The organism is Georgenia wangjunii (assembly GCF_036421975.1).
GTDB classification, from domain to species: domain Bacteria; phylum Actinomycetota; class Actinomycetes; order Actinomycetales; family Actinomycetaceae; genus Georgenia_A; species Georgenia_A wangjunii.
In genome coordinates, this window is sequence record NZ_JAZGON010000007.1 from 75,976 (window position 1) to 90,304 (window position 14,329).

The window sequence follows — 14,329 nt, forward strand, 5'->3', positions numbered from 1 at the left end:
TGGTGCTCAGCGCCGCTCGGGGTAGCCGAGCGGTGGCGCCGTGACGTCGGACAGCGCGGCGCGGATCGTCGGGGGGAGCACGAGGTCCGCCGCGCCCAGGGCCCCCCGCAGCTGCGCGGCGGTGCGGGCGCCGACGACGGCCGCGGCGATGCCGGGCGCGTCCCGGGCCCACGCGAGCGCCACCTCCAGCGGTGAGCGCCCGAGCCCCTCGGCGGCGGTGACGACCGCCTCGACGACGCCGTGCGAACGGTCGGTGAGGTAGGGCTCGACGAACCCGCGCAGGTGCGGGGAGGCGGCCCGGGAGTCCGCCGGCACGGAGCGCCGGTACTTGCCCGTGAGGACACCGCGCCCGAGGGGTGACCAGGCGAGGACGCCGAAGCCGAGCGCCGCGGCGGCCGGCAGGACCTCCCGCTCGATGCCCCGCTCGAGCAGGGAGTACTCGAGCTCGACGGCGGCCAGGCCCGTCCCGTCCGTGGCGAGCGTCGTCGCGGCGTGCGCGCTCGACCACGCGGGGTGGTTGGACAGGCCGACGTAGCGCGTCCGGCCCGAGCGCACGGCGTGGACGAGCGCGGACATCGTCTCGGCCAGCGGCGTCCCGGCGTCGGGGGCCTGGACGAGCCACAGGTCGAGGTGGTCGGTGCCGAGCCGCGCGAGCGTGGCGTCGAGGGTGCCGAGGAGGTTGCCGCGCGAGGCGTCGACGGCGGAGCCGCGGGCGCGGCGGCGCACGCCCGCCTTCGAGCACAGGACGACGTCGGCCCGGTCGACGGTCTCGGCGAGGAGGCCCCCGAGCACCTCCTCGGCGGCGCCGTCGCCGTAGGAGGCGGCGGTGTCGAGGAGCGTGCCTCCCGCCTCGAGGAAGACCTCGAGCTGGTCGGCCGCCTCGTGCTCGTCGGTGTCCCGGCCCCACGTCATCGTCCCTAGGCCGAGGGCCGAGACCTCCAGACCGGTGCGTCCGACCCTGCGCTGCTCCATGGCCGCCACGGTACCGGCGTGAGTGGCCTCACCCGCGCCGTCGGGATCCGCTGACCTGGCCCGGACGTGCAGGCGCCTACAGTTGTCGACCGTGACATGGTGGGAAGCGATCATCCTCGGGCTCGTCCAGGGCCTTACCGAGTTCTTGCCCATCTCCTCGAGCGCGCACCTGCGCATCGTCGGGGAGCTGCTCCCGGGCGGTGCCGACCCCGGGGCGGCGTTCACCGCCATCACCCAGCTCGGCACCGAGGCCGCCGTCGTCGTCTACTTCCGGCGTGACATCGCGCGGATCCTCCGGGCGTGGTTCGGGGCGCTGCCGTTCGGCCCGTGGCGCGGGACGGTGCCGCGCACGGACCCTGACGTCCGCCTCGGCTGGCTCGTCATCATCGGCTCCATCCCCATCGTCGTCCTCGGCCTCCTCTTCCAGGACGCCATCGAGACCTCCCTGCGGCACCTGGCGATCACCGCCGCGATGCTCGCTGCCTTCGGCCTCCTCCTCGGCTGGGCGGACCACCGCGGCGCGAAGACGAAGGAGCTCGGGTCGATGACGTGGCGCGACGGCGTCATCTTCGGGTTCGCCCAGGCCATGGCGCTCATCCCCGGCGTCTCCCGCTCCGGCGGGACGATCACCGCCGGGATGCTCCTCGGGTACACCCGCGAGGCGGCGGCGCGCTACTCCTTCCTCCTCGCGATCCCCGCGGTCGTCGGCTCCGGCTTCTTCCAGCTCTTCACCGCCGAGCCCGCGGCGGGCGCACCCTCGGGCGGCGCGACGCTCCTCGCGACCGTCGTCGCCTTCGTCGTCGGCTTCGTCGTCATCATCGGCTTCCTCAAGCTCATCTCGACGCGCTCGTACTGGCCGTTCGTCTGGTACCGGCTCGCGCTCGCGGCGCTCGTCGTCGTCCTCCTCGCCACGGGCACGCTGAGCCCCCTCGCCGGCTCCCCGGTGTAACGACCCCGCCCCGCCCCTTGCCCCGCCTCACCCCCACCCCCCTTTCTCGTGATCATGCCGACGTGCCGGGCACATCGGCATGATCACGAGAGGGGGAGGGGGGCGAGACGGATATGGGCTGGCGCGAGAGGTGCGCGGACCGGCAAGGTGGGGGCGTCGGAGAGTCCGGCCGAGCCGTAGACCAGCGAGGTGCACCCATGCAGGACGAGACACCAGAACCGACCGAGGCTGTCGCGGACGCCAAGGAGAAGATGCGTGCGGCCCTCGACCGCAAGCGCGCCGTCGAGCACCGCACGGCTGAGGGCCGCAAGAACACCGGCAGCGTGCACGGGTCGGAGGTCGGGACGGCCGCGACGAAGCGCATGTTTCGCCGCAAGTCCGGGTGACCTGACGGCCGCCTGATCGCCCCGGGCCGAGCCGTTCCGGCTCGCGCCCGCCCCCGCGCCCGCGCCCCGCACCCGCGCCCCGCATCGGCGCTGGCCCGGAGCCCGAGGGCGGGCGTGGCGCACGGCACGGGAATGTCTCCGGGCGGTCGGTTGTTGACACTTCAACTGCCCGCACCGACCGCCTGGAGATCCCGTGAGCCTGCCGACCGCCCGGTCTGCCCGCACCCGCGCCGAGTCCGACCTCGACGTCCTCGCCCCCGGCACGGCCATGGGGGCTGTCACCCTCCTCGTCGGTGACCTCGACGGGCTCACCGCCTACTACCGCGACGCCCTCGGGCTTACCGTCCTGCGCGCCGTCGGCAACGAGGTCACCCTCGGCCGGGGGACCTCCCCGCTCGTCGTCCTGCGCCACGACCCCACGCTCCCGTCCGGCAGCCGCCGCAGCGCCGGGCTCTTCCACACGGCGATCCTCTTCGCTGACCACGCCGCGCTCGCCGCTGCCGTGCTCTCCGCCGTCCGGTACGCGCCGAGCGCCTTCGTCGGCAGCGCCGACCACCTCGTCTCCGAGGCCTTCTACTTCACCGACCCCGAGGGCAACGGCATCGAGCTCTACGTCGACCGCCCCCGCGAGGAGTGGACGTGGAGCAGTGGCCAGCTGCACATGGACACGTTGGCCCTCGACCCGAACGACTTCCTCGCGCGGCACCTGACGGACGCCGCGCGCGAGGGCGCGCCGTCCGCGGCCGGCGCCACCGTCGGGCACGTCCACCTCCAGGTGGGCGACACGGCGGTCGCTCGCGAGTTCTACGTCGACACCCTCGGGTTCGAGGCGACGATCGAGATGCGCGGGGCGCTCTTCGTCTCCGCCGGCGGCTACCACCACCACATGGCGATGAACACGTGGAACAGCGCCGGTGCCGGCCCGCGCGTGCCCGCGCTCGGCCTCGGCCGGGTCGACATCGTCCTGCCGGGCGCCGACGACGTCACCGCCCTGCGCTCCCGGCTGCGCTCCCGCGGCCTCGACGTCCGCGACGACGGCGCGAGCCTCGAGGTCGAGGACCCGTGGCGCAACCTCGTCCGCGTGACGACGCCCGCCGCCTGATGCTGCGCGACGGCGCAGACCGTCCGGCTCCCGGCCCCGGTGGGGGAGCGGGGCGGCGCCGGGTTAGGCTGCCCGGCGTGCAGCCCTGGTCAGCCCCGCCGATCCCTTCTCTCCCGGGCGCCGGTGACCGTGTGCACCTCTACGACTCGGCCCTGGGTGCCGTCGTCCCCACGGACGAGGCAGGGCCGGCGAGCCTCTACGTGTGCGGCATCACCCCGTACGACTCCACCCACCTCGGGCACGCGAGCACGTACGTCGGGTTCGACCTCCTCGTGCGGGCCTGGCGCGACGCCGGCCGTGAGGTGCGTTACGTCCAGAACGTCACCGACGTCGACGACCCGCTCCTCGAGCGGGCGACCGCGACGGGCGTGGACTGGCGCGACCTCGCACGCGACCAGACCGACCTGTTCTTCACCGACATGGCGGCCCTGCGCGTCGTGCCCCCGCAGCGCTACGTCGGCGCCGTCGAGTCGATCCCGCTCGTCGTCGACGCCGTGAGCCGGATGCTCGCCGAGGGCGCCGCGTACCGGGTGCCCGTCCCGGCGGAGCTCGGCGACCCCGACGTCGCCCAGGGTGACGTCTACGCCGACCTGGCCGCCGACACCCGCTTCGGGAGCAGCTCCGGCCTGAGCGAGGCGGACATGATGACGTTCTTCGCGGAGCGCGGCGGGGACCCCGACCGCCCCGGCAAGCGGCACCCCCTCGACCCGCTCCTGTGGCTGCGCGGACGCCCGGGGGAGCCCGAGTGGGACGGAGGCGACCTCGGCAGCGGACGCCCCGGCTGGCACATCGAGTGCTCGTGCATCGCCGCGGAGCACCTCGGCGTGCCCATCGAGGTGCAGGGCGGTGGCAGCGACCTCGTCTTCCCCCACCACGAGATGAGCGAGTCCCACCTGCGCGTCCTCACCGGCACCGACACCCCTATGCGTCACTTCTCCCACGGCGGGATGGTCGGTTACGAGGGCGAGAAGATGAGCAAGTCGCTCGGCAACCTCGTCCTCGTCTCCCGCCTCGTCGAGGGCGGCGTCGACCCCATGGCGATCCGCCTCGTCCTCCTCCGCCACCACTACCGGGCCGACTGGGAGTTCGCCGACGCCATGCTCGACGACGCCGCCGCGCGCCTCGCCCGGTGGCGGCGCGCGATGGGCGCGGACAGCGGGCCCGCGGCGGACGCGCTCCTCGCCAAGGTGCGGGCCGCGCTCGCCGACGACCTCGACTCCCCGGCCGCGATCGCCGCCGTGGACGCCTGGGTCGACGAGGCGCTCGCCGGCGCCGGTGACGCCGCGCCCGAGGGGCCGGAGCTCGCGACCCGGGCCGTCGACGCACTGCTCGGCATCGCGCTCTGACGCGGACCGTTGCGCGCGCCTGACGCGGCGCAGCGCGTGTGTCTGAGGCCCGGCGACTCGCGCGCCTGACGCGGCGCAGCGCGTGTGTCTGAGGCCCGGCGGCGCGCGGACCTGACGCCCGGCCGCGCGCGGACCGGCTAGGTCTGCTTGCCGCCGGCCGTCGGGCCGGAGCCGCGGTCGCGACGGCGCAGGTAGCGCTCGAACTCGCGGGCGATCGCCTCGCCACTCGCCTCGGGGAGCTCGGCGGTGTCCTTGACCTCCTCGAGCTGGCGCACGTACTCCGCCACCTCGGGGTCCTGCTCCGCGAGCTCGTCGACGCCGGCCTGCCACGCGCGGGCGTCCTCGGCGAGGTCGCCGAGCGGGGCGGGCTCGCCGATGAGCTCCTCGAGCGCGGTGAGGAGCGCGAGGGTGGCCTTGGGGGAGGGCGGCTGCGCGACGTAGTGCGGCACCGCCGCCCACAGCGTCATCGCGTGGAGGTCACGGTCCTGCGCGAGGTGCGCGAGCACACCGACGATCCCGGACGGGCCCTCGTACTCGGAGTCTCCGGCGCCGATGAGCGCCTGCACGCGCGGGTCGTCGCTCGTCACCTGGCTCGGGATGGGCCGGGTGTGCGGGACGTCGGCGAGGAGCGCACCGACGGCGACGACGCTGCCCACCTCCCACGTCTGCGCGACGTCGAGGATCTCCTCGCAGTAGTCGAGCCAGCGGAACGAGGGCTCGATGCCCTGGACGAGGAGGAGCGTGCGCCCGGCGACGGGTGTGCGGGCCACGGAGATCGTCGTCGACGGCCACGTGAGAACGCGGTTGCCGTCGTCGTCCCGGCCCACGATGGGGCGGTTGACCTGGAAGTCGTGGAACTCCTGGGGGTCGAGCTCGTGGATGACCGTCGCGTCCCAGGCCTCGGCGATCATGGCCACGGCCTGGCTCGCTGCGCCTCCTGCGTCGTTCCAGCCCTCGAAGGCGGCGAGCAGGATGGCGGGCGCCGGGCCCGCGATGTCGGGGTCCTGCTGCGGGCTCCCGAGCGGCGACGAGTGGTCCGAGTCGGTCATGGCCCCACCCTATGCGCGGGGGCGGCAGCGCGGCGCGGCGCGACCTAGACTCGGCCGGATGCCTCACGAACAGCTCTCCGCCGCCCCCGCCCGCACCGCCGACGTCGACCTCCCCGCAGCGATCCTGTGGGACATGGACGGCACCCTCGTCGACACGGAGCCGTACTGGATCGGTGCCGAGATCGCCCTCGCCGCCGAGCACGGCGGGAGCTGGACCCACGAGCAGGCGCTCCAGCTCATCGGGCGCCCGCTCACCGACTCCGCGTCGATCCTGCGCGAGCAGGCCGGGATCCGGGGCACCAACGAGGAGATCGCCGACACGCTCGTCGGCCGGGTCGCCGAGCGGGTGCGCGTCGACGGGCCGCCGTGGCGGGCGGGCTCGCGGGAGCTGCTCGCGGCGGCGCGGGCGGCGGGCATCCCGTGCGCGCTCGTGACGATGTCCTACTCCCTCCTCTCCGAGGCCGTCCTCGCGCACCTGCCCGCCGGCACGTTCGACGTCGTCGTCTCGGGCGACGAGGTGAGCCGGGGAAAGCCGGACCCGGAGCCGTACCTCCTCGCCGCAGCACGCCTCGGCGTGGACGCGGCACGCTGCGTCGCGCTCGAGGACTCCGTTCCGGGGGTGGCGTCGGCCGAGGCGGCGGGCGTGACGACGGTCGCCGTGCCGCTCATGGTCGAGATCCCGCCCGCCCCGGGCCGCAGCCGCGTGCGCGACGTCACCGGGCTCACCGTCGCGGACCTGTGCCGCGCGCACGCCGGCGAGGTCCTCGAGCGCGTCTGAGCCGTCAGGCCGCGGTGCGCGCGGCGAGCGGTCTCCTGCTCCGCCGGGTGACGGACGCCGCGGCGGCGGCAACGGCGACGACGGCCACGACGGCGGCGAGGCCCGTGACGAGGGCACCTGCTCGCGCGTCTCGCACCTCGCCGATCGCGTTCCCCGCGTAGAGCAGCACGCCAGCCAGGGTCACCGCGACGGACAGGTGGGCGCTGTGCACGGCGCGCCGTGCGCTCGCGACGCGGAGCGCACGGTCACCGGCCGCACCGGTCACCGCGCGGCGCCGGGTGACGAGCTGGAGGGTGCACTCGGCGAGGAGGACCACCAGGACCGACCCGGTCAGCAGCGCCGGACCGTAGGCCCACCCGGGGAACGGTCCCACGCCGTACGTCATGGGTGCACCGTTGGGCTGGACGGTCGTCACGGACACCGTTCGGCCGTCGTCGCTGACCGCCCCGAAGGCGAGCACGGCCACGGCGAGCAGGGACACCCACAGCCACATGAGCAGCCGCACCGCGCGCGGGGCGGTGCGAGCGGCGTCTCCGGGCGCACGGTCGAGCGGGCCGGGAGCCCGCGGCCACGTCAGCTCTCCGACGACCTGGACGACGAGCAGGACGAGGACGGCGGCGGACGGGGCAAGGAACCCGAGGACGGCGAGGACCTCGTCGAGCGAGGCTGCTCCGCCCGCGGTGAAGGCAGCGCCGAACGCGAGGGAGGCGGCGGCCCAGCCGGACGCCGCCGTCAGCGCGGCGTGCCGTCTGATGCCGGCGCCGGCGGCGGACTCGTGCGGTGCCGGCGGGGAGGTGCGGTCCCTCAGCACCGGGACGAGCACCGTGATCGCCACGACGACGGAGAGGACGGGGACGAGCACGCCGCCGCTCATCGCGAGGAAGAGGAGCAGCGTGGACATGTTTCTCCCGTCCTTCGGCGCGCGCCGCTCAGACCGCGGCGGGGACCGCGACCGGCGCCTCGGCGCCGAGCAGGTGGGCGACGCCGTCGGCCGGCAGCGGCGGGGGAGTCCCGCCGAACTCGGGGCACAGCGACTGGAAGCTGCACCAGTCGCACAGCCGCGACCGGCGCGGGGTGAAGTGGCCGGCGCGCGCCGCCCGCGTGATCCCCTCCCAGATCGACTCGATCTGCCGCTCCGTCGCGAGGAGGTCCTCCTCGGTCGGGTCGAGGGTGAGGACCCGGCCGTCGGAGAGGTAGACGAGCTGGAGGCGGCGCGGCGGCGTGCCGTTCATCCGCCACAGCATGAGGCCGTAGAAGCGCATCTGGAACAGGGCCTCGCCCGAGTACTGGGGCTTCGGTGAGCGGCCCGTCTTGTAGTCGACGACCCGCACCGCGCCGTTCGGCGCGACGTCGAGCCGGTCGACGAACCCGCGCAGGAGCACCCCGGACGCGAGCTCGGTCTCGACACGCAGCTCGCGCTCGGCGGGCTCGAGACGCTGCGGGTTCTCGACCGTGAAGTACGTCCCGAGCAGGGTGCGCGCCTGCTCGAGCCAGACGGTCGCCTCCTCGGGGGTGGCGAACATCGCGAGGACCTCGGGACGCTCCTCCTGCATCTCGCGCCACGCGGGCTCGAGGAGCTGCAGCGCGGCGGCCGGCTCCCGGCCGGCCGCGGGCAGGTCGAAGAGGCGCTCGAGGACGGTGTGGACGAGGGTGCCGCGGGCGGCGGCCGGGCTCGGCGGCTCGGGCAGGCGGTCGACGGCCCGGAACCGGAAGAGGAGCGGGCACTGCTGGAAGTCCTTGGCCCGGGACGGCGAGAGCGCGGCCCGGCGGCGCTCGGCGGGTTCGGTCTCGGACATGGGAGCCACTCTAGGCGCGACCACCGACACGGCCGGGGAGGCGGCGCCCGGGTGTGGACGGCCGCGCCGCCCTGCGCCCCGCCGCCGGCGCTCCAGCCGCGCGCGCAAGCCCCCGAGGGGCGCCTGGGTGCCGCGGCGCCACCACCCCGGCGTCCGCCCAGCCGCGCCACGTACGCTGCCCGGGTGAGCCCCTCTGGACCGTCCCCGCGCTGGGGGTCGCGCGCGCCCTCCGGCTGGTACCTCGGGCGGCTCGGCGGCACGCCCCTCTTCCTCGCGCCGTCGTGGATCATCATCGCGGTCGTCCTCGGCGTGATCTTCTACCCGACCGTCGCGATCGTCGCCCCGGGTCTGGGCCCCGTCGCCCTCGTCGCCGCCGTCGCGGTGGTGCCGCTCATGCTCGTCGTCTCCGTCCTCGCCCACGAGGTCGCCCACGGGGTCACCGGGCGGGCCGTCGGTGCCCCGCCGGCCGAGTACGTCCTCACCCTGTGGGGCGGGCACACCCAGTTCAGCCGCGAGCTGCGCAGCCCCGGTGCGTCGGCGCTCGTCTCCGTCGCCGGGCCCGCCGCCAACGCCGTCCTCGCGCTCGCCGCGTGGTGGCTGCTCGGCGTGCTCGACCCCGCCCCGCTCGGGTCGCTCCTCCTCCAGGCCGCCACGCTGTCCAACGCCGTGGTCGCCGTCTTCAACCTCCTCCCGGGCCTGCCGCTCGACGGCGGGCGCGTCCTCGAGGCCCTCGTGTGGAAGGTCACGGGGGACCGCCTGCGCGGCACGATCGCGGCCGGGTGGGGCGGGCGGGCGGTCGTCGTCGGGCTCGTCGTCGTCTTCGTCCTGCGCCCGCTGCTCGCCGGGACGAGCCCCACGCTGACGACGGTCATCTGGGTCGCGCTCCTCGGCGCCTACCTGTGGTCGGCCGCCGGCCAGACGATCGTCACGGCCCGTGCCCTGCGTCACGCCGCCGGCCTCGACCTGCGCACGCTCGCCGACCCGGCGCTCACCGTCCGCGCCGACGAGCCGCTCGCCGCCCTCGACGCGCTCCTCGCCGGCCGCACCGAGGTCCCCGTCCTCCTCGTCGACGCCGACGGGCGGGTGAGCGCCCTCGTCGACCCCGCCGCCGCGGGCCGTGTGCCGGCCGCAGCGCGCTCGACGACGCCGCTCACCGCCGTCGCGACCGCCGTCCCGCCGGAGGCCGTCCTCACGACGCTCGTCGGCCCTCGGGCGGCCGGCGCCGCGGCGCACGCGGCCCGCTCCTCGCGCGTCGTCGTCCTCCTCGACGGCGAGCGGCGCACCGTGAGCGTCCTGCCCGTCGCGCGCCTCGAGCGGGCCCTCGCCGGCCGGGCCCCGCGCCGCGCGCCGTAGACTTCCCGCCCGTGACCTCACCCGACGACGGCCAGACCGTCCCCACGCCCGAGCACACCGACCCGCCCCTGGGGCCGGCGCGCAGGCGCGGACCCCTCCGGGTGGGCGAGCGGGTCCAGCTGACGGATCCCAAGGGCCGCCTCCACACGATCCGCCTCACCCCGGGCGCCACGTTCCAGACCCACCGCGGGTACTTCCGCCACGACGACCTCGTCGGCGCCCCCGAGGGCAGCGTCGTCGCGACGAACGCCGGCGTCGAGTTCCTCGCCCTGCGGCCGCTGCTGGCCGACCACGTCCTGTCGATGCCGCGCGGCGCCCAGGTCATCTACCCCAAGGACGCCGCCCAGATCGTCGGGCAGGGCGACATCTTCCCCGGCGCGCGCGTCGTCGAGGCGGGCGTCGGCTCCGGGGCGCTGAGCATGTCGCTGCTCCAGGCCATCGGTCCCGCCGGCGAGCTCATCTCCGTCGAGCGGCGCGCGGAGTTCGCCGACATCGCCCGCGCCAACGTGCAGGCGTGGTTCGGCGGGGAGCACCCGGCGTGGCGCGTCGAGGTCGGTGACCTCGCCGACGTCCTGCCCACCGCCGTCGCCCCCGGCAGCGTCGACCGCGTCGTCCTCGACATGCTCGCGCCGTGGGAGAACATCGACGCCGTCGCCGAGGCCCTCGCCCCCGGCGGCGTCCTCATCGTCTACGTCGCCACGACCACCCAGCTCTCCCGGTTCGTCGAGGACGCCAAGGACAGCGGCGCGTTCACCGAGCCGCGCGCGTGGGAGACGATGATGCGCACGTGGCACCTCGAGGGCCTCGCCGTGCGCCCGGACCACCGGATGGTCGGCCACACCGGCTTCCTCGTCACGACCCGGCGCATGGCCACCGGCGTCCTGCCCCCGCTGCGGCGCCGGCGCCCGGCCAAGGGCGCCTACCCCGACACCGACGACTGGACGCCCGAGGACCTCGGCGAGCGCGCCGTCTCGGACAAGAAGATCCGCCGCGTGCGCCGCGACGTCATCCGTACCCTGCCCGACGGCGGGGGCCTCGCCGAGCGCGACGGCGCAGCGCTGCCCGCGCCCGACGGCGGGGCGCCCGCCACGCCTGACGGCGGTGCGCAGCCCGACGCCCCGGCGAACCCCGGCGCCGCCGACCGTGGCGCGGCCCGGGACGGCGGCGACGTCACCCCCGACGGCGCCTCCGACGTCGACGGCGGCGCGAGCGAGGGCACGCAGGCCTGAGACCGGCCTCATGGCGGACGGCCCGGGCACGCGGTGGGTGCGTTGACCTACCGTGGTGCGCAGTCGTGAGCGAGGGAAGGGGCCGACATGGCCGAGCCAGGGATGGGCGCCTACGCGCAGGACCGCGCGCGTGAGCTCGAGCAGCAGGCGATCAGCCTCGCCGCGAAGAACGAGCGGCTCGCGACGGCCCTGAGCGCCGCCAAGGCGGAGCTCGTCAAGATGCAGGAGCAGCTCGAGGCGATGACCCGCCCCCCGAGCAGCTACGCCCTCTTCCTCGCCGCCCACCCCGGCGAGCGCGAGGCGGACGTGCTCCACACCGGGCGCAAGCTCCGCGTCGCCGTCGCGCCGTCGGTGCCGCTCGGGGCGCTGCGCCCGGGCCAGGAGGTCCACCTCAACGAGGCGCTCGTCCTCGTGCGCGGCGCCGGCTACGAGCGCACGGGCGAGCTCGTCGCCGTCAAGGAGGTCGTCGACGACGACCGCGTCCTCGTCGTCGCCCGCTCCGACGACGAGCGCGTCCTGCGCCTCGCCGGCCCGCTCACCCAGGCCCCCGTCCGGGTGGGGGACACCCTCATGGCGGACCTGCGCACCGGTTTCGCCTTCGAGCAGGTCGAGCGGGCGGAGGTGGCCGAGCTCCTCCTCGAGGAGGTGCCAGACGTCGCCTACGCCGACATCGGCGGCCTCGGCCCCCAGATCGAGCAGATCCGCGACGCCGTCGAGCTGCCCTTCCTCCACCCCGAGCTCTACCGCGAGCACGGCCTCAAGCCGCCCAAGGGCGTCCTGCTCTACGGCCCTCCCGGGTGCGGCAAGACGCTCATCGCCAAGGCGGTCGCGACGTCGTTGGCCATCTCCGCCGCGGGCGAGGACGTGCCCGCCGGGCGGGCGCGCAGCTACTTCCTCAACATCAAGGGCCCCGAGCTCCTCAACAAGTACGTCGGGGAGACCGAGCGGCAGATCCGCGTCATCTTCGCCCGGGCGCGCGAGAAGGCCTCCCAGGGCATCCCCGTCGTCGTCTTCTTCGACGAGATGGACTCCCTCTTCCGCACGCGCGGGACCGGGCTGTCGAGCGACGTCGAGACCACGGTCGTCCCCCAGCTCCTCAGCGAGATCGACGGCGTCGAGCGGCTCGACAACGTCATCGTCATCGGGGCCTCCAACCGCGAGGACATGATCGACCCGGCCATCCTGCGGCCCGGCCGCCTCGACGTGAAGATCAAGATCGAGCGCCCGGACGCGGCCGGCGCCGAGGAGATCGTCGCCAAGTACCTCACCGCGGACCTGCCCATCCATCCGGACGAGCTCGCCGCCCACGGCGGGGACGCCGAGGCGGCGGTGGCCGCCATGACCGGGCGCGTCGTGGCGCGCCTGTACGCCACGGGGCCGGAGAACGAGTTCCTCGAGGTCACCTACGCCGGCGGCGACAAGGAGGTCCTCTACGTCAAGGACTTCGCCTCGGGCGCGATGATGGAGAACATCGTCGACCGGGCGAAGAAGGCCGCCATCAAGGACCTCATCGCCACCGGCGTGCGCGGCCTGCGGACCGAGCACCTCCTCGCCGCGTGCGCCGCCGAGATCCGTGAGAACGAGGACCTGCCGAGCACGACGAACCCCGACGACTGGGCGCGCGTCGCGGGCAAGAAGGGCGAGCGCATCGTCTTCCTGCGCACCCTCGGCTCCGCGCGCGGGCCGGGCGAGGAGCCCCGCGCCGTCGAGACGGCCGACGCGCACTACCTGTAGGGCCGGCGGGGGAGCGAGGGAGGGAAGGGCGAGCATGAGCGTGCGCCGCACGATGGGCATCGAGACCGAGTACGGGGTCTTCGCCCCCGGCGACCCCGGCGCCAACCCCATGGCGCTCTCCGCGCACGTCGTCGCCGCCTACGCCGCGACCCGGCCCGCCGGGCAGACCGCCCGCTGGGACTACGAGGGGGAGGACCCCCTCGCCGACGCCCGCGGCTTCCGCCTCGACCGCGCCGCCGCGGACCCGAGCCAGCTCACCGACTCCGTCGCGGAACGGCTCGCGCCCCTGGGCCCCCTCGAGCGCCGGCGCCCGGACCCCCGCGAGCGGGTGGGCGCCTCGAACGTCGTCCTCACCAACGGTGCACGGCTCTACGTCGACCACGCCCACCCGGAGTACTCGAGCCCCGAGGTGCGCGGCCCCCTCGACGTCGTGCGCTGGGACCGCGCCGGCGAGGAGGTCATGCGCACCGCCGCCCGCGCGCTCGCGGCCGAGCCGGCGATGCCCGACGTCGCGCTGTACAAGAACAACGTCGACGGCAAGGGCCAGTCCTACGGCACCCACGAGAACTACCTCATGGACCGTGACGTGCCGTTCGGGGACGTGGTCCGCTACCTCACGCCGTTCCTCGTCACCCGGCAGGTCTTCTGCGGCGCCGGCCGCGTCGGCCTCGGCCAGCGCAGCGAGCGGCCCGGCTTCCAGATCTCCCAGCGCGCCGACTACCTCGAGGCCGAGGTGGGTCTCGAGACGACGTTCAACCGGCCGATCGTCAACACCCGCGACGAGCCGCACGCCGACGCCGCGCGCTACCGGCGCCTCCACGTCATCGCCGGGGACGCCAACCTCCTCGAGGTCTCCACGTTCCTCAAGGTGGGGACCACCGCGCTCGTCCTGTGGCTCCTCGAGCAGGGCCAGGTGCCGCTCGCGCTCGACACCCTCGCGCTCGCCGACCCCGTGGGCGAGGTCCACGCCGTCAGCCACGACCCGAGCCTCACACGCACCCTCACCCTCGCCGACGGGCGGGAGCTGACCGCCCTGCAGATCCAGGGCATCTACCTCGAGGTCGTCACCGCGGCGCTCGAGGCGGCCGGGGACGTCGACGCCGAGACGCGCGCCGTCCTCGACCGGTGGGGCTCCGTCCTCACCCGCCTCGCGAGCGACCCCGCCTCGTGCGCGGCCGAGGTCGAGTGGGTGGCCAAGCTGCGCCTCCTCGAGGGGATGCGCCGCCGGGACGGCATCGCATGGGACCACCCGCGCCTCGCCGCGCTCGACCTCCAGTGGTCGGACGTGCGCCCCGAGCACAGCGTCTACGCCCGGCTCGTCGCGGCGGGTGCCGTCGAGCGCCTCGTTCCCGACGACGACGTCGCCGCGTGCGTGGCCGCGCCGCCGGAGGACACCCGCGCCTGGCTGCGCGGGGAATCGATCCGCCGCTACGGCACGGGGGTCGCCGCCGCGGGCTGGTCCTCGGTCGTGCTCGACGTCCCGGGCGCGCCGACGCTCACGCGCGTGCCCATGCCCGACCCGGCGTACGGGACCCGCGCGGCGATCGGCGGCGTCCTCGACGCGAGCGCCGACGTCGCCGCCCTGCGCGCCGCGCTCACGGGCGCTGGAGCGCCGGGGCAGCGGAACTAGGATCG

13 protein-coding genes are annotated in these 14,329 nt (G+C 75.3%); 9 read left to right on the forward strand and 4 right to left on the reverse strand.

Annotated elements, in window-relative coordinates:
- Positions 1–6: 6 nt before the first annotated feature.
- A complete protein-coding gene (locus V2J63_RS11485; protein WP_331231180.1) occupies positions 7–972 on the reverse strand; it encodes an aldo/keto reductase in 966 nt (321 codons plus the stop codon).
- A 91-nt stretch (positions 973–1,063) separates the two neighbouring features.
- Between V2J63_RS11485 and V2J63_RS11490 the strand changes: the two genes are divergently transcribed.
- The 4 genes from V2J63_RS11490 to mshC all read left to right on the forward strand — a co-directional run bounded on the left by V2J63_RS11490 (position 1,064) and on the right by mshC (position 4,755).
- Positions 1,064–1,921, forward strand: a complete 858-nt coding sequence (locus tag V2J63_RS11490; RefSeq protein WP_331231181.1) for an undecaprenyl-diphosphate phosphatase — start codon at positions 1,064–1,066, stop codon at positions 1,919–1,921.
- 197 nt (positions 1,922–2,118) lie between these two features.
- Positions 2,119–2,307 (forward strand): DUF5302 domain-containing protein, encoded by a 189-nt coding sequence (locus V2J63_RS11495; RefSeq protein ID WP_331231182.1) that lies wholly within the window; start codon positions 2,119–2,121, stop codon positions 2,305–2,307.
- 268 nt (positions 2,308–2,575) lie between these two features.
- Positions 2,576–3,409 carry a VOC family protein gene (locus V2J63_RS11500; RefSeq protein ID WP_331231262.1) on the forward strand — a complete coding sequence of 278 codons (834 nt, stop codon included), beginning with the start codon at positions 2,576–2,578 and terminating at the stop codon, positions 3,407–3,409.
- 77 nt (positions 3,410–3,486) lie between these two features.
- Positions 3,487–4,755: a cysteine--1-D-myo-inosityl 2-amino-2-deoxy-alpha-D-glucopyranoside ligase gene (gene mshC, locus V2J63_RS11505; protein ID WP_331231183.1), complete on the forward strand. Its 1,269-nt coding sequence runs from the start codon at positions 3,487–3,489 to the stop codon at positions 4,753–4,755.
- Positions 4,756–4,892: 137 nt separating this feature from the next.
- On the opposite strand, the gene V2J63_RS11510 is transcribed toward mshC, so the two are convergent.
- Positions 4,893–5,804 carry a PAC2 family protein gene (locus V2J63_RS11510; protein WP_331231184.1) on the reverse strand — a complete coding sequence of 304 codons (912 nt, stop codon included), beginning with the start codon at positions 5,802–5,804 and terminating at the stop codon, positions 4,893–4,895.
- A 58-nt stretch (positions 5,805–5,862) separates the two neighbouring features.
- On the opposite strand from V2J63_RS11510, the gene V2J63_RS11515 reads away from it, so the two are divergent.
- On the forward strand, positions 5,863–6,582 hold the full coding sequence (locus V2J63_RS11515) for an HAD family hydrolase (RefSeq protein WP_331231185.1): 720 nt from the start codon (positions 5,863–5,865) through the stop codon (positions 6,580–6,582).
- A 4-nt stretch (positions 6,583–6,586) separates the two neighbouring features.
- Here the strand turns inward: V2J63_RS11515 and V2J63_RS11520 are convergent, their stop codons facing one another.
- On the reverse strand, positions 6,587–7,483 hold the full coding sequence (locus tag V2J63_RS11520; RefSeq protein ID WP_331231186.1) for a hypothetical protein: 897 nt from the start codon (positions 7,481–7,483) through the stop codon (positions 6,587–6,589).
- 28 nt (positions 7,484–7,511) lie between these two features.
- Positions 7,512–8,378 carry a RecB family exonuclease gene (locus V2J63_RS11525; protein ID WP_331231187.1) on the reverse strand — a complete coding sequence of 289 codons (867 nt, stop codon included), beginning with the start codon at positions 8,376–8,378 and terminating at the stop codon, positions 7,512–7,514.
- A gap of 183 nt (positions 8,379–8,561) precedes the next feature.
- Between V2J63_RS11525 and V2J63_RS11530 the strand changes: the two genes are divergently transcribed.
- From V2J63_RS11530 to dop, 4 genes are all read left to right on the forward strand, one after another.
- On the forward strand, positions 8,562–9,731 hold the full coding sequence (locus V2J63_RS11530) for a site-2 protease family protein (RefSeq protein ID WP_331231188.1): 1,170 nt from the start codon (positions 8,562–8,564) through the stop codon (positions 9,729–9,731).
- 11 nt (positions 9,732–9,742) lie between these two features.
- Entirely contained in the window at positions 9,743–10,960 is a 1,218-nt protein-coding gene (locus tag V2J63_RS11535) for a tRNA (adenine-N1)-methyltransferase (RefSeq protein ID WP_434056319.1), read from the forward strand.
- Between the two features lie 102 nt (positions 10,961–11,062).
- Positions 11,063–12,694 carry a proteasome ATPase gene (gene arc, locus V2J63_RS11540; protein ID WP_331231264.1) on the forward strand — a complete coding sequence of 544 codons (1,632 nt, stop codon included), beginning with the start codon at positions 11,063–11,065 and terminating at the stop codon, positions 12,692–12,694.
- Positions 12,695–12,728: 34 nt separating this feature from the next.
- Positions 12,729–14,324, forward strand: a complete 1,596-nt coding sequence (gene dop / locus V2J63_RS11545) for a depupylase/deamidase Dop (RefSeq protein ID WP_331231189.1) — start codon at positions 12,729–12,731, stop codon at positions 14,322–14,324.
- The last annotated feature ends 5 nt before the right edge of the window (positions 14,325–14,329 follow it).

What these genes read in the sequence shown, in the direction of transcription:
- dop (WP_331231189.1), top strand. Translation starts at nt 12,729, where the DNA reads ATGAGCGTGCGCCGCACGATGGGCATCGAGACCGAGTACGGGGTCTTC.
- V2J63_RS11515 (WP_331231185.1), top strand. Translation starts at nt 5,863, where the DNA reads ATGCCTCACGAACAGCTCTCCGCCGCCCCCGCCCGCACCGCCGACGTC.
- V2J63_RS11495 (WP_331231182.1), top strand. Translation starts at nt 2,119, where the DNA reads ATGCAGGACGAGACACCAGAACCGACCGAGGCTGTCGCGGACGCCAAG.
- V2J63_RS11520 (WP_331231186.1), bottom strand. Translation starts at nt 7,483, where the DNA reads ATGTCCACGCTGCTCCTCTTCCTCGCGATGAGCGGCGGCGTGCTCGTC.
- V2J63_RS11525 (WP_331231187.1), bottom strand. Translation starts at nt 8,378, where the DNA reads ATGTCCGAGACCGAACCCGCCGAGCGCCGCCGGGCCGCGCTCTCGCCG.
- V2J63_RS11510 (WP_331231184.1), bottom strand. Translation starts at nt 5,804, where the DNA reads ATGACCGACTCGGACCACTCGTCGCCGCTCGGGAGCCCGCAGCAGGAC.
- arc (WP_331231264.1), top strand. Translation starts at nt 11,063, where the DNA reads ATGGGCGCCTACGCGCAGGACCGCGCGCGTGAGCTCGAGCAGCAGGCG.
- V2J63_RS11500 (WP_331231262.1), top strand. Translation starts at nt 2,576, where the DNA reads ATGGGGGCTGTCACCCTCCTCGTCGGTGACCTCGACGGGCTCACCGCC.
- V2J63_RS11485 (WP_331231180.1), bottom strand. Translation starts at nt 972, where the DNA reads ATGGAGCAGCGCAGGGTCGGACGCACCGGTCTGGAGGTCTCGGCCCTC.